Source organism: Amycolatopsis sp. lyj-346 (assembly GCF_046548975.1).
Classification (GTDB): Bacteria; Actinomycetota; Actinomycetes; order Mycobacteriales; family Pseudonocardiaceae; genus Amycolatopsis.
The window spans coordinates 317,718-336,528 of sequence record NZ_JAJPWT010000011.1 but is presented as its reverse complement, the minus strand read 5'-3'; the positions used below and the strand labels follow the sequence as shown (position 1 = coordinate 336,528).

18 protein-coding genes are annotated in these 18,811 nt (G+C 70.1%); 8 read left to right on the top strand and 10 right to left on the bottom strand.

The genetic code is table 11. The features are described from left to right. Window positions 1–13: 13 nt before the first annotated feature. Window positions 14–343, bottom strand: a complete 330-nt coding sequence (locus ACLJQE_RS29880) for a plasmid stabilization protein (protein WP_410642800.1) — start codon at window positions 341–343, stop codon at window positions 14–16. A 121-nt stretch (window positions 344–464) separates the two neighbouring features. Here ACLJQE_RS29880 and ACLJQE_RS29875 point away from each other — a divergent pair, with 121 nt between their 5' ends. Then, window positions 465–1,430: a TIGR03557 family F420-dependent LLM class oxidoreductase gene (locus tag ACLJQE_RS29875; RefSeq protein ID WP_410642799.1), complete on the top strand. Its 966-nt coding sequence runs from the start codon at window positions 465–467 to the stop codon at window positions 1,428–1,430. 15 nt (window positions 1,431–1,445) lie between these two features. On the opposite strand, the gene ACLJQE_RS29870 is transcribed toward ACLJQE_RS29875, so the two are convergent. After that, complete coding sequence (locus ACLJQE_RS29870; protein WP_410642798.1) at window positions 1,446–1,892, bottom strand: STAS domain-containing protein; 447 nt, start codon at window positions 1,890–1,892, stop codon at window positions 1,446–1,448. Between the two features lie 210 nt (window positions 1,893–2,102). Here ACLJQE_RS29870 and ACLJQE_RS29865 point away from each other — a divergent pair, with 210 nt between their 5' ends. Beyond that, window positions 2,103–2,831: an ANTAR domain-containing response regulator gene (locus ACLJQE_RS29865; protein WP_410642797.1), complete on the top strand. Its 729-nt coding sequence runs from the start codon at window positions 2,103–2,105 to the stop codon at window positions 2,829–2,831. Between the two features lie 21 nt (window positions 2,832–2,852). On the opposite strand, the gene ACLJQE_RS29860 is transcribed toward ACLJQE_RS29865, so the two are convergent. Continuing rightward, window positions 2,853–3,065, bottom strand: coding sequence for a hypothetical protein (locus ACLJQE_RS29860; RefSeq protein ID WP_410642796.1), 213 nt, complete (start codon window positions 3,063–3,065; stop codon window positions 2,853–2,855). A 177-nt stretch (window positions 3,066–3,242) separates the two neighbouring features. Between ACLJQE_RS29860 and ACLJQE_RS29855 the strand changes: the two genes are divergently transcribed. Further along, window positions 3,243–3,440 carry a hypothetical protein gene (locus tag ACLJQE_RS29855; protein WP_410642795.1) on the top strand — a complete coding sequence of 66 codons (198 nt, stop codon included), beginning with the start codon at window positions 3,243–3,245 and terminating at the stop codon, window positions 3,438–3,440. A 17-nt stretch (window positions 3,441–3,457) separates the two neighbouring features. Beyond that, window positions 3,458–4,411 carry a Ku protein gene (locus ACLJQE_RS29850; RefSeq protein ID WP_410642794.1) on the top strand — a complete coding sequence of 318 codons (954 nt, stop codon included), beginning with the start codon at window positions 3,458–3,460 and terminating at the stop codon, window positions 4,409–4,411. Window positions 4,412–4,436: 25 nt separating this feature from the next. On the opposite strand, the gene ACLJQE_RS29845 is transcribed toward ACLJQE_RS29850, so the two are convergent. Next, entirely contained in the window at window positions 4,437–5,069 is a 633-nt protein-coding gene (locus ACLJQE_RS29845; RefSeq protein ID WP_410642793.1) for a UdgX family uracil-DNA binding protein, read from the bottom strand. A gap of 101 nt (window positions 5,070–5,170) precedes the next feature. On the opposite strand from ACLJQE_RS29845, the gene ACLJQE_RS29840 reads away from it, so the two are divergent. After that, window positions 5,171–5,587 (top strand): CBS domain-containing protein, encoded by a 417-nt coding sequence (locus ACLJQE_RS29840; protein ID WP_410642791.1) that lies wholly within the window; start codon window positions 5,171–5,173, stop codon window positions 5,585–5,587. 112 nt (window positions 5,588–5,699) lie between these two features. On the opposite strand, the gene ACLJQE_RS29835 is transcribed toward ACLJQE_RS29840, so the two are convergent. From ACLJQE_RS29835 to ACLJQE_RS29810, 6 genes are all read right to left on the bottom strand, one after another. Then, window positions 5,700–6,008: a DUF3040 domain-containing protein gene (locus ACLJQE_RS29835; protein ID WP_410642790.1), complete on the bottom strand. Its 309-nt coding sequence runs from the start codon at window positions 6,006–6,008 to the stop codon at window positions 5,700–5,702. Window positions 6,009–6,073: 65 nt separating this feature from the next. Then, a complete protein-coding gene (locus ACLJQE_RS29830) occupies window positions 6,074–7,840 on the bottom strand; it encodes an IlvD/Edd family dehydratase (RefSeq protein ID WP_410642789.1) in 1,767 nt (588 codons plus the stop codon). Window positions 7,841–7,952: 112 nt separating this feature from the next. Then, window positions 7,953–9,365, bottom strand: a complete 1,413-nt coding sequence (locus tag ACLJQE_RS29825; protein WP_410642788.1) for a GH1 family beta-glucosidase — start codon at window positions 9,363–9,365, stop codon at window positions 7,953–7,955. Then, window positions 9,362–10,246: a carbohydrate ABC transporter permease gene (locus tag ACLJQE_RS29820; protein WP_410642787.1), complete on the bottom strand. Its 885-nt coding sequence runs from the start codon at window positions 10,244–10,246 to the stop codon at window positions 9,362–9,364. Before ACLJQE_RS29820 ends, ACLJQE_RS29825 begins: the two co-directional genes overlap by 4 nt. Continuing rightward, on the bottom strand, window positions 10,243–11,232 hold the full coding sequence (locus ACLJQE_RS29815) for a carbohydrate ABC transporter permease (RefSeq protein ID WP_410642785.1): 990 nt from the start codon (window positions 11,230–11,232) through the stop codon (window positions 10,243–10,245). Before ACLJQE_RS29815 ends, ACLJQE_RS29820 begins: the two co-directional genes overlap by 4 nt. A gap of 4 nt (window positions 11,233–11,236) precedes the next feature. Further along, entirely contained in the window at window positions 11,237–12,541 is a 1,305-nt protein-coding gene (locus ACLJQE_RS29810) for an ABC transporter substrate-binding protein (RefSeq protein WP_410642784.1), read from the bottom strand. A gap of 250 nt (window positions 12,542–12,791) precedes the next feature. Here ACLJQE_RS29810 and ACLJQE_RS29805 point away from each other — a divergent pair, with 250 nt between their 5' ends. The 3 genes from ACLJQE_RS29805 (at window position 12,792) to ACLJQE_RS29795 (ending at window position 18,784) form a co-directional block, all read left to right on the top strand. Then, window positions 12,792–13,787, top strand: coding sequence for a LacI family DNA-binding transcriptional regulator (locus tag ACLJQE_RS29805; RefSeq protein WP_410642836.1), 996 nt, complete (start codon window positions 12,792–12,794; stop codon window positions 13,785–13,787). A gap of 537 nt (window positions 13,788–14,324) precedes the next feature. Beyond that, window positions 14,325–17,243 (top strand): glycoside hydrolase family 48 protein, encoded by a 2,919-nt coding sequence (locus ACLJQE_RS29800; RefSeq protein WP_410642782.1) that lies wholly within the window; start codon window positions 14,325–14,327, stop codon window positions 17,241–17,243. 11 nt (window positions 17,244–17,254) lie between these two features. Further along, on the top strand, window positions 17,255–18,784 hold the full coding sequence (locus ACLJQE_RS29795; RefSeq protein WP_410642781.1) for a cellulase family glycosylhydrolase: 1,530 nt from the start codon (window positions 17,255–17,257) through the stop codon (window positions 18,782–18,784). The last annotated feature ends 27 nt before the right edge of the window (window positions 18,785–18,811 follow it).

Here is an 18,811-nt window from a genome sequence, read left to right as displayed (position 1 = left end):
ATTTCGGGTTTCGTCACCGGCCCAGCGCCCGTTCGAGTTCCTTCTTGGTCATCTTCGAGCGGCCGTCGATGTTCTTCTTCTTGGCTTCGTTGTAGAGCTGGTCCTTCTTCGGGCCACCCGGGCCCTTGCGGTTGCCGGACCGCTCGCCGCCGCGCTGCTGCGGCGACTTGTCCTTAACCGACGTCTTGCCGGCCTGCCGCGACTCGCCCGACTGCGCGCGGTTCTTGTTCACCGTCCGGGCCGCGATCTCCTTGGCCCGCTTCGTGCTCGCACCGCGGTCCTCGGCCGAGTCCTTGATGTGCTCGTACTGGCGTTCGCGCTTGCCGCTCCACGACTGAGGCATGCCCGCTCCCTTCGTCTCGCGCGACGAGTACCCGCTTGATCACGGGGTAAACGTCCCGGTCGTGGGTGGTTACCCGGCGCGGACCAGGGGTACGCGGAGAGTTGAGCGAGAGGAGGCGCCGATGCGGATCGGCTACACCCTGATGACCGAGCAGGCGGGCCCGGACGACCTGGTCCGGTTCGCCGCCGGGGCGGAACGGGCCGGCTTCGACTTCGAGGTCATGAGCGACCACTACTCGCCCTGGCTGGACGAACAGGGCCACGCGCCCTACGCGTGGACCGTGCTGGGCGCCGTCACGCAGGTGACCGAGCGCGCCGAGCTGATGACCTACGTGACCTGCCCGACCATGCGCTACCACCCGGCGGTGGTGGCCCAGAAGGCGGCGACCGTGCAGGCGCTCTCCGGCGGCCGGTTCACCCTCGGCCTCGGCGCGGGCGAGAACCTCAACGAGCACGTCGTCGGCCGTGGCTGGCCGCCGGCCAACGTCCGGCACGAAATGCTCGCCGAGGCCGTGCAGATCATCGGCGGCCTGTTCGACGGCGGCTACTTCGACTACGACGGCAAGCACTTCCGCGTCGATTCGGCGAAGCTGTGGGACCTGCCGGAGAAGCGGACGCCGATCGGTGTCGCGGTGTCCGGCTCGCAGTCGGTCCGGCGGTTCGCCCCGGTCGCCGACGCGATGATCGCCGTCGAGCCGAAGGTGGAACTGTCCCAGGAGTGGGACGCGACGAAGCTCGGCGGCGCGCCCAGCCGCAAGATCGGGCAGCTGCCGGTGTCCTGGGGCACCGACCGCGACGCCGCCGTGCAGCGCGCGCACGAGCAGTTCCGCTGGTTCGCCGGCGGCTGGAAGGTCAACGCCGAGCTCCCCGGACCGGCCGGGTTCGCCGGGGCGACGCAGTTCGTCCGCGAAGAGGATGTCGCCGGCTCGATCCCGTGCGGCCCGGACATCGAGCCGATCGCCGAAGCGGTGCAGGAGTTCGAGAAGGCGGGCTTCACCGACGTGGCCCTGGTCCAGATCGGTGGCGACCAGCAGGACGGCTTCCTCGACTTCGCCGAGAAGGAGCTGCTCCCGGCGTTGCGCGGCTGAGCACGCCGCCGGTGGTCAGGCGGGTGCGGGGGCGGGCTGCCGATCGGTGAGTGCGAGACGCCGGTCCGCCCCGGTCACCCGCAGGGCCCGCCGGAGCATCGGGTTGGTTCCGGCGACCACGAGCAGTTCGGTACCGCGCTGTTCGGCCTGCAGCGCCGCGTGCAGCAGCACCCGGATCCCCGCGACGCCGAGGAAGTCCACTTCGGACAGGTCGACCACCAGCTGCTCGGGGGTCGCCCACAGGCGATCGGTGAGCAGGCCGGCCAGGTCGCCCGCCGTCGCGCTGTCGAGGTCGCCGCGGGCGGTCACCAGGACCACGTGCGGGGCCGGCCACGCCGTGCGCAGCCGGAGGTTCGGGTGCCTGACTCGGGGAAGGTTCATGCCGTTCGCCGCCGTCCTGGTGCGGCGCGGCCGCAGCGCCGCGCTCGGGGAGTGGAGCGGCTGCTGGTTGAACCGTGCCACCGAGACTAACCCGGCGCCCACGGCCCGCAACCGTCGTTGCTCCGAACGGGCGTGCGGCGCGCCGCGGCGGTGACCGCTCGTGCCCGGGCTGATCGGGATGCAGTAACCTCGCGCTGGACCCGTTAAAGCGCTAGCGGCCCACTAGTGGCGCGCGCCCGGGTCCTCCCTGGTTGAGAGCGCCCCGTCGGATGAGGGAGGGGCGGCACCAGGATGACGGGCGGCCATGAGCAGCTGACCGCGCGGCTGGACGAAGTCACGCTGGCGATGGAATCGCTGACCGCGATGCTGGATAGCGAGCTCGATCTCGGCCAGATGCTCCAGGCGGTGTGCGACCACGTCGTGCAGGTGGTGCCGGGAGCCGACATGGCCAGCATCACCCTGGTGCGCGACGGCGAGCCGGAGACGGTGGCGAGCACCGACCAGCGGGCGGTCAACTTCGACCGCGAGCAGTACCGGATCGGGGACGGGCCGTGCCTGCGCGCCGCCGAGACGGGCCAGCCGGTCCGCGTCGGCGTCGGCGCGGTCGGGGACCTGTGGCCGCAGTTCGTCACGTCGGCCGAGCAGCTGGGCGTGGCGAGCTTCCTCGCCGCGCCGCTGACGGTGGACGAGGACATGTCCGGCGCGGTGAACCTGTTCGGCTTCGGCGAGCACGGCTTCAGCGAGCTGGGCACGAAGATCCTCGAGCTGTACACGGCGACGGTGGTGATCGGCCTGCGCAGCGCGCGACGGTACTTCGCGGCCCGCGAACTGGTCGACCAGCTCAACCGCGCCCTGGAGACCCGCGCGGTGATCGACCAGGCCAAGGGGATCCTGATGGCGGCGCACCGGATCACCGCGGAGGAAGCCTTCCGGCGCCTGGTGAAGCGTTCCCAGGACGGCAACCGCAAGCTCCACGAGGTGGCGGCCGAGTTCGTGGCGGCGGTGGCGACGACGGCCTGACCCGCCGTTCGACGTATGGCGCTAGCCGGCCGGGACCTCGTCCGGGGGTGCCTCCGACTCGACCGGCGCCGGGTCCGGGCGGTGCTTGCCGAGCTGGCACGTCGTGCAGACCAGGGTGCGGCCGAGGATCGTGCCGTCGTCGGCGACGACCTGGGCCACGTGCATCGTCGGGAACCCGCAGACCTCGCACGGCAGTGAGCCGCCCTCGCGGCTGATGCGGAGCTGGGTGCCCATCCGGCCTCCTGCTGTGACGTGGCTCTCACCACCTTGCCCGCGATCGGGGCCGGACCCTGCTGAATTCACTCGTTCGGCCTAGCGGCCGGTTCTCCGGGACTCCTTCGGTGACGGCCGTGTTGCCCGAGGTGATCCTGGGTAACCCGCCCGCGAACGGACTGCCGGAGGGAACGAACCATGCGAGACAAGCGCAACGATCTGCGGCCGGTGGCGGACCTGCTGGCCGACGGCGGCGACACGGCCGAACTGGAGCGCACGCGCCACAAGGCCGCGCTGGCCGTGGCGGCGCGGGCCAAGGACCCCGAGGACTGCGCGCGGCTGCTGGACATGCTGGGGCTGCACCGGGGCAGCCGCCGCAGCAGCGACGTCGCCTGAGGCCGGGGGAGGACGACATGGCCCGCCCGGTGTGGAGCGGCGCGCTGAGCCTGGGGCTGGTCACCGTGCCGGTGGAGCTGTACCCGGCGGTGGCGGACCACACGATCCACTTCCACCAGTTCGAGCGCGGCACGTCGGACCGGATCCGCAACCGGCGCATCAACGAGCGGACCGGCGAGGAGGTCACCCAGGACGAGATCGTCAAGGGCTACGACCTCGGCGGCGGCGACCACGTGCTCGTCGAGCCGGACGAACTGGACGAGATCGCGCCCGCGCGGTCGCGCCGGATCGACATCGAGCAGTTCGTCGAACTCGACGAGATCGACCCGTGGTTCTTCGACAAGACGTACTGGCTCAAGCCGGCGAAGGAGGACTTCGCCAAGGCGTACGGCCTGCTGCTGCAGGCGATGGACCGCAGCGAGAAGGCCGGCGTCGCGAAGTTCGTGCTGCGCGGCAAGGAATACCTCGCCGCCGTCCGCGCCGGCGAGGACGTCATGGTGCTCAACACGCTGCACTTCGTCGCCGACCTGCGGAAGCCCAAGGACGTCATGGGCAAGCTGCCGGACCTGCCGAAACCGCGGCCCAAGGAGCTCGACATGGCGCTCGCGCTGGTCGACGAGATGACCGCGCCGTGGAAGCCCGAGGACTACCGCGACGAGTACTCGAAGCGGGTCGAAGAGCTGATCAAGGCGAAGGAAGCCGGCAAGGAGATCGCCCACGAAGAGGAGCCGGCGCCCTCGGCCGACGTCGTGGACCTGTTCGAGGCCCTGTCGCGCAGTGTGAAGAACCGCAGCAGTGTGAAGAACCGCAAGAGCGGCGGCAAGGAGCCGAAGAAGAAGACCGCCGCGAAGAAGCCCCAGCTTTCCGGACTGTCCAAGTCGGACCTGGACAAGCTGGCCCGCGAGCAGGGCGTGAAGGGCCGGTCGAAGATGACGCGCGCCGAACTCGAGAAGGCACTGAAGGCGTCGTGACCGAGCCCCGCCGATCCACGGGGCTTCAGCCGAGCAGCTTGGCCGCGGACCGCAGATCGGCGACGAAACCCGCGTAGGCGTCGTCCCGGTCCGGGGCCCGCAGCACCGCCGACGGGTGGACCGTCGCCACGGCCGACGGCACCAGCTCGGCCAGCTCCGCCGGCGGCTCGACCGGCTCGCCGCGGTGCGCGGTCAACCGGAACTTCGGGCCCAGCAACGACTGCGCGGCCGTCGCACCCAGCAGCAGCACCAGCTCGGGGCGCACCGCGCGCAGTTCGGCCAGCAGCCACGGGCGGCACGCGACCACCTCGGTGCGGCCCGGCTTCTGGTGGATCCGGCGCTTGCCGCGTTCGTCGCGCTTGAACTTGAAGTGCTTGACCGCGTTGGTGACGTACAACGACCGGCGGTCGAAGCCGGCCTCTTCGAAGGCGCGGTCCAGCAGCTTCCCGGCCGGGCCCACGAACGGCTCGCCCGCGAGGTCTTCCCGGTCGCCCGGCTGCTCGCCGACGACGAGGACCTTCGCCCCGGCGGAGCCTTCGCCGAAGACGGTTTGCGTGGCGTCCTGGTGGAGGGGGCACCCCTGGCAGCCGGACGCCGCCGACCGCAACCGGTCGAGGTCGGTGGTGTCCGGCGGCTCGGCACCGCGGGAATCCGGCATGTAGCCCGAAAATCCCCACCCCGGGCACGGGTAAACGCGTCCCGCCCGGGTAGCCGGAACACAGGTAGTCGAACACAACGACCCGAAGGAAGGAGTTCACGATGACCACCGCACGCGACATCATGACGTCGGACGCGACCTGCGCCCGGGAGTCCGACACCGTGCACGACGCCGCGGTCACCATGGCGCAGAAGGGCATCGGCGCGTTGCCGATCTGCGGTGAGGACAACCGGCTCAAGGGCATGATCACCGACCGCGACATCGTGGTGAAGGTCCTGGCCGAGGGCAAGGACCCCCGCGCGGTCCACGTCGGCGAGCTCGCCCAGGGTGAGGTCGTGACGATCGGTGCGGACGACGACGCCCAGGAGATCCTGCGCACGATGTCCGAGCACCGCGTCCGCCGGCTGCCGGTGATCGACGGGCACGACCTCGTCGGGATCGTCGCCCAGGCCGACGTGGCCAGGGCGCTGTCGAACCCGAGCGCCGGCGAGCTGGTCGAAGCTCTGTCATATGACTGAGTGTCGTACGACCGGGTGACCCCCGGCGCAGTACGGCCGCCCCCGGCGCGAGTTTCCGGGGGCGGCCGTACTGCGTTGCGAGGCCGTACTGCGTTGTGTGGGGCGGCGGCGGTCAGTGCGAGCCGGTGGCCGGGGTCGAACCGTCCTCAGTGGACTCACGGATCGACTCGGCGCGGGCGATGTGCCAGGCCACCAATGCGCCCGCGCTCACCGTGCCCCAGAGCACGAGCGCGGCGTCGCGGGCGAACAGCCCGACGAGCAGCATCACCACCGCGGTGACGTCGCTGAGCACCAGCAGCAGGCTCCACTGCCGGGGCGGGCGCAGCTTGCCGCCGCTCAAAGTGGCGGCGAACGCGGGATCACTCGCGCGCAGCTCGGCCTCGATTTCGCGGAGGGCGTGGCGTTCTCGATCCGGGAGCATGGGGGGCCTCCTCGCCTCGGCTACCGCTGGGGATACCCGTTTTCCCCGCGGGCGAAGCACCGGAATCAGTGGTTGTCGCGGGGGATTCCCTTCGTCGCGGCGATGCGCTGGTACGCCACGGCGGGCCGCAGCACCATGCCGTCGCAGAGCTGGTCGGTCATCGACCGCTGGATCTCCTGCCACGGCGTCTGCGAGGCCGGCACCGGGTAGCCGCCCGCCTCGGCCAGCTCCCGGTGGCGCCGCGCCAGTTCCTCGTCGGAGACCAGCACGTCCGCGGTGCCGGCGCCGAGATCGATCCGGACCCGGTCCCCGGTCCGCAGCACCGCCAGGCCGCCGCCCGCCGCGGCTTCGGGGGAGGCGTTGAGGATCGACGGCGAGCCGGAGGTGCCCGACTGGCGGCCGTCGCCGAGGCAGGGCAGTTCGTGCACGCCCCGCTTGATCAGCTCCGCGGGCGGCCGCATGTTGACCACCTCCGCCGAACCCGGGTAGCCGAGCGGGCCGGTGCCGCGCATCACCAGCAGCGAGTGCTCGTCGACACCGAGGCCGGGGTCGTCGATGCGGGCGTGGTAGTCCTCCGGGCCGTCGAACACGACCGCGGTGCCTTCGTAGACACCGCCGGCCAGGTACCGCCGCCGGAACTCCGGCGAGATCACGCTGGACTTCATGATCGCCGCGTCGAAGAGGTTGCCCTTCAGGACGAGGAACCCGGCGTCGGGGGTGAGGGCGGTGTCGAAGGTCCGGATGACGTCCCGGTCGCCGGCCTCGGCGGTGCGGCAGTTGTCGCCGAGGGTGCGGCCGTTGACGGTGGGGGCGTCCTCGTGGATCAGCCCGTGCCGCATCAGCTCGTGCACCACGGCCGGGACGCCGCCCGCGCGGTGGAACTCCTCGCCGAGGTACTTGCCCGCGGGTTGCAGGTCGACCAGCAGCGGGACGCCGTGGCCGAGCCGCTGCCAGTCGTCGAGGGGCAGGTCGACGCCGATGTGCCGGGCGATCGCGCCGAGGTGGATGGGCGCGTTGGTCGAGCCGCCGATCGCGGAGCTCACGACGATGGCGTTCTCGAACGCCGCCCGCGTCAGGATGTCCGACGGCTTGAGGTCTTCGCGGACCATCTCGACGATCCGCAGCCCGGTCCGGTAGGCCATCCGCGCCCGGTCGCGGTGCGGGGCCGGGATGGCGGCGCAGCCGGGCAGGCTCATCCCGAGGGCTTCGGCGAGCGCGTTCATCGTGGACGCCGTGCCCATCGTGTTGCAGTGCCCCGGCGACGGCGCGGACGACGCGACGAGGTCCATGAACCCGGCGTCGTCGATCTCACCGGCGGCGAGCAGTTCCCGTGCCTTCCAGATGATCGTGCCGGACCCGGTGCGCTCGCCGTTGAACCAGCCGTTGAGCATCGGGCCACCGGACAGCACGATGGACGGCAGGTCGACGGTCGCGGCGGCCATCAGACACGCCGGGGTCGTCTTGTCGCAGCCGGTGGTGAGCACGACGCCGTCGATCGGGTAGCCGTAGAGCGTCTCGACCAGGCCGAGGTAGGCGAGGTTCCGGTCGAGGGCCGCGGTCGGGCGCTTGCCGGTCTCCTGGATCGGGTGCACCGGGAACTCGATCGCGATCCCGCCTGCCTCGCGGATGCCCTCCCGGGTCCGGTCGGCCAGCTGCAGGTGGTGCCGGTTGCAGGGGGTGAGGTCGGAGCCGGTCTGGGCGATCCCGATGATCGGACGGCCGGACTGCAGCTCCTCCCGGGTGAGGCCCCAGTTCTGGTACCGCTCGAGGTAGAGCGCGGTCATGCCGGGGTCGGCGGGGTTGTTGAACCAAGCTTCGCTGCGCAGTCCCATACCGGCCAGTCTGGCAACGGCGGTTCCGGATTGCACGCATCCCGCCGGCCTCGGGCTTGCCGTGGCGGGCACCCGCGCCGGTGCCCGCCACGAACCCCCTCGGCAGAGCCCGTCAGCCGAGCCCGTTCAGGCCGATCACCCGGGAGTACCAGTGGGCACTCCGCTTCGGCGTCCGCTGCTGGGTCGCGTAGTCGACGTGGACCAGGCCGAACCGCTTCGCGTACCCCTCGGCCCACTCGAAGTTGTCCAGCAGCGACCAGTAGAAGTACCCGCGCAGGTCGACGCCCGCCTCGATGGCCTCGTGCGCCGCCCGCAGGTGGGAGTCGAGGAACGCGACGCGGTCGGTGTCGACGATGTCACCGCCGTCGGAGACGACGTCGGGGTAGGCCGCGCCGTTCTCCGTGATGTACAGGGGCACCGGCCGGTAGCCGCGGTGCACCTGCAGCAGCGACTCGGTCAGCCCGGCCGGCTGGACCTCCCAGCCGGAGTCGGTGCGGGGCGCCGCCGGGTCCGGGACGAAGTGCACGTCGCCGGCGCCGACCCACTCGGGCCCCGCGGGCTCGCTGCCCGGCACCGGACCGCCCGCGACGCGGTAGTCGCGGTAGTAGTTCACGCCCAGCCAGTCGATGTGCGCGGCGATGACCGCGGCGTCGTCGTCGCGCAGGACCGAGCCCAGCCCGAACGGCTCGAGGTCGGCGACCAGGTCGTCCGGGTAGCCGCCGCGCAGCACCGGGTCGAGGAACAGCCGGTTCTGCAGGCCGTCGATCCGCCGGGCCGCGGCGACGTCGGCGACGTTCGCCGGGTCGTGCGGGGCGACCGGGTACAGGTTCAGCGTGATGCCGGCCGCGGTGCCCGGGGCGTGCCGCCGGATGATGTCCATCGCCAGGCCGTGGCCCAGCAGCAGGTGGTGCGTGGCGGCGACGGCCGCCGGGTGGTCGTTGCGGCCGGGGGCGTGGATGCCGCCCGCGTAGCCGAGCATCGCCGCGCACCACGGCTCGTTGAGCGTCGACCAGCTGGCGACGCGGTCGCCCAGCCGCTCCAGCACGGTCTCGGCGTACTCGGCGAACCGGTAGGCGGTGTCCCGGTTCGTCCAGCCGCCCTTCTCCTCCAGCGCCTGCGGCAAGTCCCAGTGGTACAGCGTCGCCCACGGCTGGATCCCGGACTCGAGCAGGCAGTCGACCAGCCGGTCGTAGAAGCCGAGCCCGGCGGTGTTCGCTTCGCCGCCGTCCGGCCGCACCCGCGGCCAGGCCAGCGAGAAGCGGTAGGCACCGAGGTTGAGCCGGCGCATCAGCCCGACGTCTTCGGAGTACCGCCGGTAGTGGTCGGCCGCCGGTTCGCCGTTGTCGCCGCCCCGGACCGCTCCCGGGCGGCGGGCGAAGACGTCCCAGACCGAGTCGGTGCGCCCGTCGGCCGTCGTGGCTCCTTCCACCTGGAACGCCGCGGTCGCGGCACCCCAGACGAAGCCAGGCGGGAACATCAACGCGGTCTCCGCCCGAACGCTGTCGGGATGTACGGACATGTTCACCCTTTCACTGCACCTTGCATGATCCCGGCCACGATCTGGCGGCCGAGGAGGACGAAGACGATGAGGATGGGGATGGTGGCCAGGGTCGTGCCGGCCAGGACGAGCGAATAGTCGACGTAGTAGCCGCTCTGCAGCTTTTCCAGGGCCACCTGGACGGTGGGGTTGCCGGCGTCCAGCACGACGAGCGGCCACAGGAAGTCGTTCCACGACATCATGAACGTGAACATCGCGAGGATCGCCGCGGCCGGGCGTACCGCGGGCATGCAGACGTTCCAGAAGATCCGGATCATGCTGCAGCCGTCCACGCGCGCGGCCTCGATGAGCTCGTACGGCAGTGCGTCCACTGTGTACTGACGCATCCAGAACACGCCGAACGCGGTGACCACGTTGGGCACGATCACCGCCGTCAGGCTCCCCGCCCAGCCCAGTTCGGACATCGCGATGAACAGCGGGATGATGCCCAGCTGGGTGGGCACCGCGAGCGTGACGACGATGAACACGAACAGCTTGTCGCGTCCGCGGAACCGCAGTTTCGCGAACGCGAACCCGGCCAGCGAGGAGAACAGCACCGTCGTCAGCGTCACCGTGCCGGACACGATGACGCTGTTGGCCAGCGCCTTCCAGAACGGCACGGTGTCGAACACCCGCGCGGCGTTGGCGAAGAAGTTGCCGCCGGGCACGAACGGCGGGATGCGCTCGGTGAGCATCCCGTTGTCGCGGCTGGCCACCAGGAACGACCAGTAGAACGGGAACAGCGAACCGAGCACGAAGATCGCCAGCACGAAGTAGGTCGCCTTGCGTGGCTTGCCGAGCGTGGCGACCTTCTGCCGCAGTCCCGGTTTCGGGATTTCACTGCGGATGTCACTCTGGAGTGTTGTCATTTCTTCTTCACCGCCGGGGTGCGGGCGATCCGGCCGGTGAGGAAGAAGTTCACCAGCGCGATGAGCACGATGACCAGGAACAGCACCCAGGCGATCGCCGAGGCGTAACCGAGATCGGCGTTCTGGAACGCCGTCTGGTAGAGGTACAGCGTCACGGTCTGGAACTGGTTGGTGGAGCCGCCGTTGTTCGACCCGGGCATGGCGTCGAACAGCTTCGGCTCGGTGAAGATCTGCAGGCCGCCGATCGTCGAGGTGATGGTGACGAAGACCAGCGTCGGCTTCAGCAGTGGCAGTGTGACGTTCCAGAAGCGGCGCCAGGTGCCCGCGCCGTCGATCAGGGCCGCCTCGTGCAGTTCCTTGGGGATGGCCTGCATGGCGGCCAGCACGATCAGGGCGTTGTAGCCGGTCCAGCGCCAGTTCACCATGATCGCGATCGCGACGTGGCTGCCGAACCGGCTGGCCTGCCAGTCGACCGGGTCCAGCCCGATGGTCTGCAGCACGCCGTTGACCAGCCCGTACCTCGGGCCGAACAGGTTGGCGAAGATGATGCCGATGGCGACGAGGCTGGCCGCGTACGGCAGCAGGATGCCGACCCGCCAGCCCGTCGCGCCGCGCAGCCGGGCCCCGAGCAGTGCCGCCAGCAGCACCGCGATGATGATCTGCGGGACGGTGGAGAGCAGGAAGATGCTGATCGTGTTCGTCAGCGCGTTCCAGAACTGCGTGTCGGCGAAGAGCTCGGTGTAGTTTTCGATGCCGATGAAGTCGGGGTGGTCCGCCCCGGCCTCCCAGTCGAACAACGAGACATACGCGGTGTAGAGCAGCGGGAACAGCCCGACGATCCCGAAGAGGATGAAGAACGGCGCGATGTAGAGGTACGGTGAGGCCTTGACGTCCCACCGGCTCAACCGGTGACGGAAGGTGGGCCGGGGAGACATGCGCTCCCCGGCCTTACTCCCTTCTGGCGCGACCTTGTCGATGACGGTCATCTGCTCAGCGCGTGATCTTCTTCGCGGAGTCGACCAGCTGCTGCCAGGCTTCCGCGGCCGGCTTGCCCTGTTCGACCGCCTGCAGGGCCGGGCTGGACGCGTTCTCCTGGATCTGGCCGTCGCCGGGGCCCTTGTACTGCGGCTTCTGGACCTTCTTGGCCTGCTCGGCGAACAGCTCGCCGACCTTCGTGCCGCCGAAGTAGTCGTCGGTCTTGCTCAGCAGCGCGGGGTCCGACAGCGCCTTGACCTGGCTGGGGAAGGTGCCCTTGGCCTGGAACGCCTTGATCTGCTGCTCCGGGGCGGTCAGCCAGGCCGCGAGCTCGGCGGCCTCCTTCGGGTGCTTCGACTGCGTCGGGACGGTCAGGTACGAGCCGCCCCAGTTGCCGCCGCCGCCCGGGAAGGCCGCGGTGACCGCCCACTTGCCGGCGTTCTCCGGGCCCGCCTGCTCCTTGATCACGCCGAGCATCCAGGCGGGGCACACCTTCGTGGCGAACGCGCCCTGCTTGAAGCCGGTGTTCCACTCGTTGCTGAACGCGACGAGCTTGGCCGACTGGCCCTTGGTGACCGCGTCGGTGACCTTGGCCCAGGCGTCCTTGATGCCCTGGTTGTTCTCGACGGCGAGCTTGTCGTCGGTGTTGATGTAGCCCTCGGGGAGCTGGTTGACCATGGCGTTGAAGTTCTGCGAGGCCGAGTCGAACCAGGCCTTGCCGCCGCTCTTCTGCACGAAGTCCGCGCCGGCGGCGAAGTAGCTGTCCCAGGTGGCGAACAGCGGCTTGACCGCTTCGGGGTCGTCCGGCAGGCCGGCGGCCTTGAACATGTCCTTGCGGTAGCACATGGCGAGCGGGCCGATGTCGGTCCCGTAGCCGATGAGCTTGCCGTCCTTGGTCTTGGCGCCTTCGTACTTCCAGGGCAGCCAGCGGTCGGCGGAGGCGTCGGCCGGCCCGATCTTGCTCAGGTCGTTGAACTTCGAGCCCTTGTCGATGAAGTCCGACAGGTGGCCCTCTTCGAGCGCCGCCACGTCGGCGAGGCCCGAGCCCGCGGCCAGCTTGGTGACGAGGTCCTCGTGGTAGGGGCCGCCCTGGCCGGTCTTGCGGTGGGTGATCTTGATGTTGGGGTGCAGCCGCTCGTACTCCGGGATGAGGGCCTCGTAGCCGAACTCGGTGAACGTCGCCAGGGTCAGGTCGACCTTCTCGTTCGGGTTCGCCGCGGCCGGGGGCTGCTGTTCACCGCCCCCGCTGCAGGCCGAGGCGCCGAGCGCCGTCATCGTGATGCCCAGTGCCAGGACCAGGCCGTTCCGGATCGTTCTCACGTGTCCAACCACCTTGTTGACGGGAATGAGCGCTCTCACTGCTGGGAGCCGATCTGGGAGCGCTCCCAGGTGTGGCAGAGTCTGCTGGGGGCGTTCACCGGTGTCAAGGGGTTGTAACCGGAGCGTTTCCTGCGAGGAGCGCTCCCGGACGCGCGGGCGCGTGAACGTTAAGCTGAGTCCGTCAGAGTTGCAGAGGGTGAGCGAGGGCGGTGCCGTGGGGCCTCGAGCAGGGGATGAAGAACGGCCGACGCTGGAGGACGTCGCGGCGTTCGCCGGCGTGTCGCGGTCGACGGCGTCACGGGCGTTGAACGACGACGCGTACGTCAGCGCGGCGGCGCGGGAGAAGGTCCTGGCCGCGGCCCGTGACCTGGGCTATTCCCCCAACCAGGCGGCGCGGTCGCTGGTCACGCGCCGCACTGGGGCGGTCGCGGTGGTGCTGTCGGAGCCGGAGTCCCGGCTGCTCGACGACCCGTACCGCGCGGCCGTCATGCGGGCCGGCTACCGGGAGCTCGCCGACGTCGGCCGCCAGATGGTGCTGATCTTCAGTGACATCCGCGAGGACCTGAGCCGGACGGTCCGCTTCCTCGAGGGCGGCCACGTCGACGGCGCGCTGGTGTTCGCGCCGCACCGCGCCGACCCGCTGCCCAAGGCGCTGCGGCTGCTGCGCATCCCGGTGGTGTTCGGCGGCCAGGCGGCCGGCATCCGCCGCGGGGTGCACGTCGTCGACTTCGACAACGAGGGCGGCGCCCGGCTGGCGGTCGAGCACCTGGTGGCGTCCGGACGGCGGCGGATCGCCACGATTGCCGGCCCCCAGGACCAGAGCGCCCCGATCGACCGGCTGGCCGGCTGGCGCAAGACCCTCCTCGACGCCGGGCTCGACCCCGCCGACCTGGTCGAAGAAGCCGATTTCACCCTTTCGGGCGGTGCGAACGCGATGACGGCGCTGCTGTCCCGGCATCCGGACCTCGACGCCGTGTTCGTCGCCAGCGACATGATGGCGGTGGGTGCCCTGCGCACCCTCGGCGGCGCGGGCCGCCGCATCCCGGACGACGTCGCGGTGGTCAGCTTCGACGACAACGTCACCCTCGCCCCCGCCATGGACCCGCCCCTGACGTCGGTCCACCAGGACCCGCGCGAGCAGGTCCACGCCATGGTCGAAACCCTGATGCAGCTGCTCGACGACCAGAACCTCAAGCCGCGTCAGCACATCCTCCCGGTCTCCCTGGCGGTCCGCGCCTCGAGCTGACCCCCGTGTCGACCCTCCGATCACGCGTGTCGACCTCCCGATCACGCGTGTCGGCCTCCTGAGCACGTGAATCCCGACCCGCCACCCGGTCCGGTCGGCCGAGCCGGCGTACCCGGTCGGCCGGTCGGCGTACCGGGAGGGTCGGCTGGCGTGCCCGGAGGGTCGGCTCGCGTGTCTGGAGGGTCGGCTCGCGTGTTTCACGGGTCGACACGCGTGATTGTGAGCCGACACGGCGTCCATGACTCGATGGGTGGGAACGTTCCGGTCCGAGATGCACCTCTTTGGCGCTAAACGCCGTTTTCCGTGCACCGTACGTGACCGTTTGGCTGCGCTGAACGGGTGACGGGACGACCTTTGGATGGGGCTGTTCAGGAGTGTTCAGTGAGCTGGTGTTCGCCGGGCGCGCAGATGTGACGTTCGTGGCCGCGGTGTCCTTCTGACTCGATTCTTTACATCCAGGTTTCCGGCTGGCTACCGTCGGCGTCTGGAAGCGCTCCCAGATCGCTGGCTCCCTACGGACAAAGGAGTTCCGCAGCCATGCGTTCCTCTCCCCGAAAGCGCGCCCGTGCGCTGGCACTGGCTTCGGCCGTGCTGGCCGTCACGGGCGCGGTGGTCGCCCCACCACCGGCGCTCGGCGCCGACATCGCCTGTTCCGTCACCTACACCACCAATGACTGGGACACCGGGTTCACCGCCAACGTCTCGCTGCGCAACGACGGAGCTCCGTTCGACAGCTGGAAGGTCGGCTGGACGTTCCTGGACGGCCAGAAGGTCCAGCAGGGCTGGAGCGCCACGTTCGCCCAGTCCGGAGCCGCGGTCACCGCGACGAGCCTGCCCTACAACGGCCGCCTCGGCACCGGGGCGAGCACGTCGTTCGGGTTCAACGGCACGAAGGGCTCGGCCAACCGGCCACCGGCCGACTTCTCGGTGAACGGCACCGCGTGCACCGGCGCCAACAAGGCGCCGACGGTCAGCCTGACCGCGCCGTCCTCGACCGGCACCTACTACGCCCCGGCGACGGTCCCTCTAGCCGCGACGGCCACCGACAGCGACGGCACGGTGAGCAAGGTCGAGTTCTACGCCGGCGACACGCTGCTGGCCACCGACACGGCCGCGCCGTTCGAAGGCAGCTGGGGCTCCGTCCCGGCCGGGACCTACTCGATCACGGCGAAGGCCTACGACAACAAGGGCGCGAGCACGACCTCCAGCCCGGTCAGCGTGAAGGTCCTTTCCGGGCCGACGATCGTCGCCGCCCCGGCGACCGCGCAGGTCAAGCAGGGCGCCACGACGACGTTCGCCGTCTCCCTCGCCGGTGCCCCCTCGGCACCGGTCACCGTCGCCGTCGCACGGACGGCCGGCAGCACGGACCTCACGGCGAGCCCGCTGAGCCTGACGTTCACCGCGGCGAACTGGAACGTGCCGCAGAACGTCACGGTCGCCAGCGCCGACAACGGGGGAGCGCTGGGCAGCGCGACCTTCACCGCGAGCAGCAGCGGCTACACCGCGGCCACGGTGGCGGTCAACGAGATCTCGTCGTCCACTTCGGACTACCAGCTCGCGTTCCTGACGCAGTACAACAAGATCAAGGACCCGAACAACGGCTACTTCCGCAAGTTCGGGAACATCCTGGTGCCCTACCACTCGATCGAGACGCTGATCGTCGAGGCACCGGACCACGGGCACGAGACGACGTCGGAGGCGTTCAGCTACTACCTCTGGCTGGAGGCGTCCTACGGCCGGGTGACCGGTGACTGGGCCCCGTTCAACCAGGCGTACACGTCGATCGAGACGTACGCGATCCCGCCGGCGGCGGACCAGCCGTCCAACAGCGGGTACAACGCGAGCGACCCGGCGACCTACGCGGCCGAGTTCCCCAGCCCGAAGTCGTACCCCTCGCCGCTGCAGGCCGACGTGCCCGTCGGCGCCGACCCGATCGCGGCGGAGCTGCGCGCGGCCTACGGCAACCCGGACGTCTACGGCATGCACTGGCTGCTCGACGTCGACAACATCTACAAGTTCGGCCGCTGCGGAGACGGCACGAACACCGCGCCGGCGTTCATCAACACCTTCCAGCGCGGCTCGCAGGAATCGGTCTGGGAGACGGTCACCCAGCCCAGCTGCGACACGATGAAGTTCGGCGGCAAGAACGGCTACCTCGACCTGTTCACCGGCGACTCGTCGTACGCGAAGCAGTGGAAGTACACCAACGCGCCCGACGCGGACGCCCGCGTCGTGCAGGTGGCCTACCAGGCCCAGAAGTGGGCCCAGGCGCAGGGCAAGAGCGCCGACATCGCGGCCGTCGTGAAGAAGGCCTCGAAGATGGGTGACTACCTGCGGTACTCGCTGTTCGACAAGTACTTCAAGAAGATCGGCAACTGCGTCGGGCCGACCAGCTGCCCGGCCGGTACCGGCAAGAACAGCGAGCACTACCTGATCTCGTGGTACTACGCCTGGGGCGGTTCCCTGGACTCGTCCAGCGCCTGGGCGTGGCGCATCGGGGACGGCGCGGCCCACCAGGGCTACCAGAACCCGCTCGCGGCGTACGCGCTGTCGGCGGACCCGGCTCTGAAGGTCACCTCGGCCACCGGCGCGCAGGACTGGGCCACCAGCCTCGACCGGCAGATGGAGTTCCTGCAGTGGCTGCAGTCGTCCGAAGGCGGTCTCGCCGGCGGCGCGACCAACAGCTGGGAAGGCCAGTACGCCACGCCGCCCGCCGGCACGCCGACGTTCTACGGCATGTTCTACGACCACCAGCCGGTCTGGCACGACCCGCCGAGCAACCAGTGGTTCGGGTTCCAGACGTGGGGCATGGAGCGGATCGCCGAGTACTACCAGGCGACGAAGGACGCCCGGGCGAAGAAGATCCTCGACAAGTGGGTGCCGTGGGCGATCTCGACCACCACCGTCGGTGCGGGCGGGAACTTCCAGATCCCGGCCGACCTGACCTGGACCGGCAAGCCGGACACCTGGAACGCCACCAGCCCGGGTTCGAACGCGGGCCTGCACGTCGAGGTGAAGAACTACAACAACGACGTCGGGATCGCGGCTTCCCTGGCCAAGACGCTGCTCTACTACGCGTCCGGCTCGGGCAACGCCCAGGCCAAGTCGGTCGGGGAGCAGCTGCTGACGGCGCTTTCGGCGAACGTCGACAGCAAGGGCATCGCGGTGCCGGAGACCCGGAAGGACTACGACCGGTTCGACGACAAGTACAACGCCGCCACCGACCAGGGGCTGTACATCCCCTCGGGCTGGACGGGCACCATGCCGAACGGCGACCCGATCAACTCCAGCTCGACGTTCACCTCGATCCGGTCGTTCTACAAGAGCGACCCGCAGTGGCCGAAGGTCCAGGCCTACCTGGACGGCGGCGCCGCGCCGACGTTCACCTACCACCGGTTCTGGGCACAGGCGGAGATCGCCACGGCGTTCGCCGCGCACGTGGACCTGTTCGGCTGAGAGGCACTTGAATGAAGCGACTGCTCTCGCTGGTGGTCGCCGCACTGGTCGGGGGCGCCGTTCTCACGGCGTCCCCGGCCACCGCGGCCCCGGAGTCCACCGCGGCGGCCGGCACCGGCACCGGGTTCTGGCACGCCGCCGGCTCCCAGCTGTTCGACGCCACCGGCACGCCGGTCCGGATGACCGGCATCAACTGGTTCGGCGCCGAGACCGGCAACTACTCGCCGCACGGCCTGTGGAGCCGCAACTACCGGGACATGCTCGACCAGATGGCCGGGCTCGGGTACAACACGCTGCGGCTGCCGTACTCGAACCAGCTGTTCGACGCCGGGTCCAAGCCGGTCAGCATCGACGCGGTGCAGAACCCGGACCTGCAGGGCCTGTCCGGCCTGCAGGTGCTCGACAAGATCGTCGCCTACGCCGGCGTCAAGGGCATGCGCGTGCTCCTGGACCGGCACCGGCCGGACTCCGGTGCGCAGTCCCCGCTCTGGTACACCAGCGCGTACCCCGAAAGCCGCTGGATCTCCGACTGGACGATGCTCGCCCAGCACTACAAGGGGAATCCCACGGTGATCGGGGCGGACCTGCACAACGAACCGCACGCCATCCAGGGCGGCGGGGGCGCGTGCTGGGGCTGCGGCGACACCGCGACCGACTGGCGGCTCGCCGCCGAGCGGGCCGGGAACGCCGTGCTCGCGGTGAACCCGGACTGGCTGATCGTCGTGGAAGGCGTCGACTGCGTCAGCGGCACCGGCGATCCGCAGTGCGGCTGGTGGGGCGGCAACCTCTCCGGGGCGAAGCAGTTCCCGGTTCGCTTGTCCAAACCGGACAAGCTGGTGTACTCGGCGCACGAGTACGCGACGTCGGTGTTCGCCCAGAAGTGGTTCTCCGACCCGGCTTTCCCGGCGAACCTGCCGGCGCTGTGGGACCACTTCTTCGGTTACCTGCACAAGCAGAACATCGCGCCGGTGCTGCTCGGCGAGTTCGGCTCCACCCTCGCCGACCCGCGCGACAAGGTCTGGCTGCAGGAGCTGATGAAGTACACGGGCACCGGGACGTCCGGCATGAGCTTCACGTACTGGTCGTGGAACCCGAACTCGGGGGACACCGGCGGCGTCCTCAACGACGACTGGACCACGGTCAACCAGACCAAGCAGGCCATCCTGCAGCCGCACCTGATCCCGCCGGTGGGTTCGGGCGGCGGCACGACCGACCCGCCACCCCCGGCGAGCTGCGCGGTGACCTACCGCGTCGACGACACCTGGCAAGGCGGCTTCGTCGCCACGGTGACGTTGAAGAACACGGGCAGTTCGGCGCTGAAGAACTGGGCGCTCGGCTGGGCCGTGCCGTCCGGGACGCAGCTCACCGGCGGCTGGAACGCGACCGTCACGCAGACCGGGCAGCAGGCGAGCGCCAAGGCCCCCGCCTGGGCACCCGACCTGGCCGGCGGCGCCTCGGTGTCGATCGGCATCCAGGCCACCGGCTCCTCGACCGGCACGCCGGGCGGCTTCGCCGTCGGCGCGACCGCCTGCACCACCTGACCCACCCACCGAAGAACACAAAGGAGC

What these genes read in the sequence shown, in the direction of transcription:
- ACLJQE_RS29880 (WP_410642800.1), bottom strand. Translation starts at nt 343, where the DNA reads ATGCCTCAGTCGTGGAGCGGCAAGCGCGAACGCCAGTACGAGCACATC.
- ACLJQE_RS29875 (WP_410642799.1), top strand. Translation starts at nt 465, where the DNA reads ATGCGGATCGGCTACACCCTGATGACCGAGCAGGCGGGCCCGGACGAC.
- ACLJQE_RS29865 (WP_410642797.1), top strand. Translation starts at nt 2,103, where the DNA reads ATGACGGGCGGCCATGAGCAGCTGACCGCGCGGCTGGACGAAGTCACG.
- ACLJQE_RS29860 (WP_410642796.1), bottom strand. Translation starts at nt 3,065, where the DNA reads ATGGGCACCCAGCTCCGCATCAGCCGCGAGGGCGGCTCACTGCCGTGC.
- ACLJQE_RS29855 (WP_410642795.1), top strand. Translation starts at nt 3,243, where the DNA reads ATGCGAGACAAGCGCAACGATCTGCGGCCGGTGGCGGACCTGCTGGCC.
- ACLJQE_RS29850 (WP_410642794.1), top strand. Translation starts at nt 3,458, where the DNA reads ATGGCCCGCCCGGTGTGGAGCGGCGCGCTGAGCCTGGGGCTGGTCACC.
- ACLJQE_RS29845 (WP_410642793.1), bottom strand. Translation starts at nt 5,069, where the DNA reads ATGCCGGATTCCCGCGGTGCCGAGCCGCCGGACACCACCGACCTCGAC.
- ACLJQE_RS29840 (WP_410642791.1), top strand. Translation starts at nt 5,171, where the DNA reads ATGACCACCGCACGCGACATCATGACGTCGGACGCGACCTGCGCCCGG.
- ACLJQE_RS29835 (WP_410642790.1), bottom strand. Translation starts at nt 6,008, where the DNA reads ATGCTCCCGGATCGAGAACGCCACGCCCTCCGCGAAATCGAGGCCGAG.
- ACLJQE_RS29830 (WP_410642789.1), bottom strand. Translation starts at nt 7,840, where the DNA reads ATGGGACTGCGCAGCGAAGCTTGGTTCAACAACCCCGCCGACCCCGGC.
- ACLJQE_RS29820 (WP_410642787.1), bottom strand. Translation starts at nt 10,246, where the DNA reads ATGACAACACTCCAGAGTGACATCCGCAGTGAAATCCCGAAACCGGGA.
- ACLJQE_RS29815 (WP_410642785.1), bottom strand. Translation starts at nt 11,232, where the DNA reads ATGACCGTCATCGACAAGGTCGCGCCAGAAGGGAGTAAGGCCGGGGAG.
- ACLJQE_RS29800 (WP_410642782.1), top strand. Translation starts at nt 14,325, where the DNA reads ATGCGTTCCTCTCCCCGAAAGCGCGCCCGTGCGCTGGCACTGGCTTCG.
- ACLJQE_RS29795 (WP_410642781.1), top strand. Translation starts at nt 17,255, where the DNA reads ATGAAGCGACTGCTCTCGCTGGTGGTCGCCGCACTGGTCGGGGGCGCC.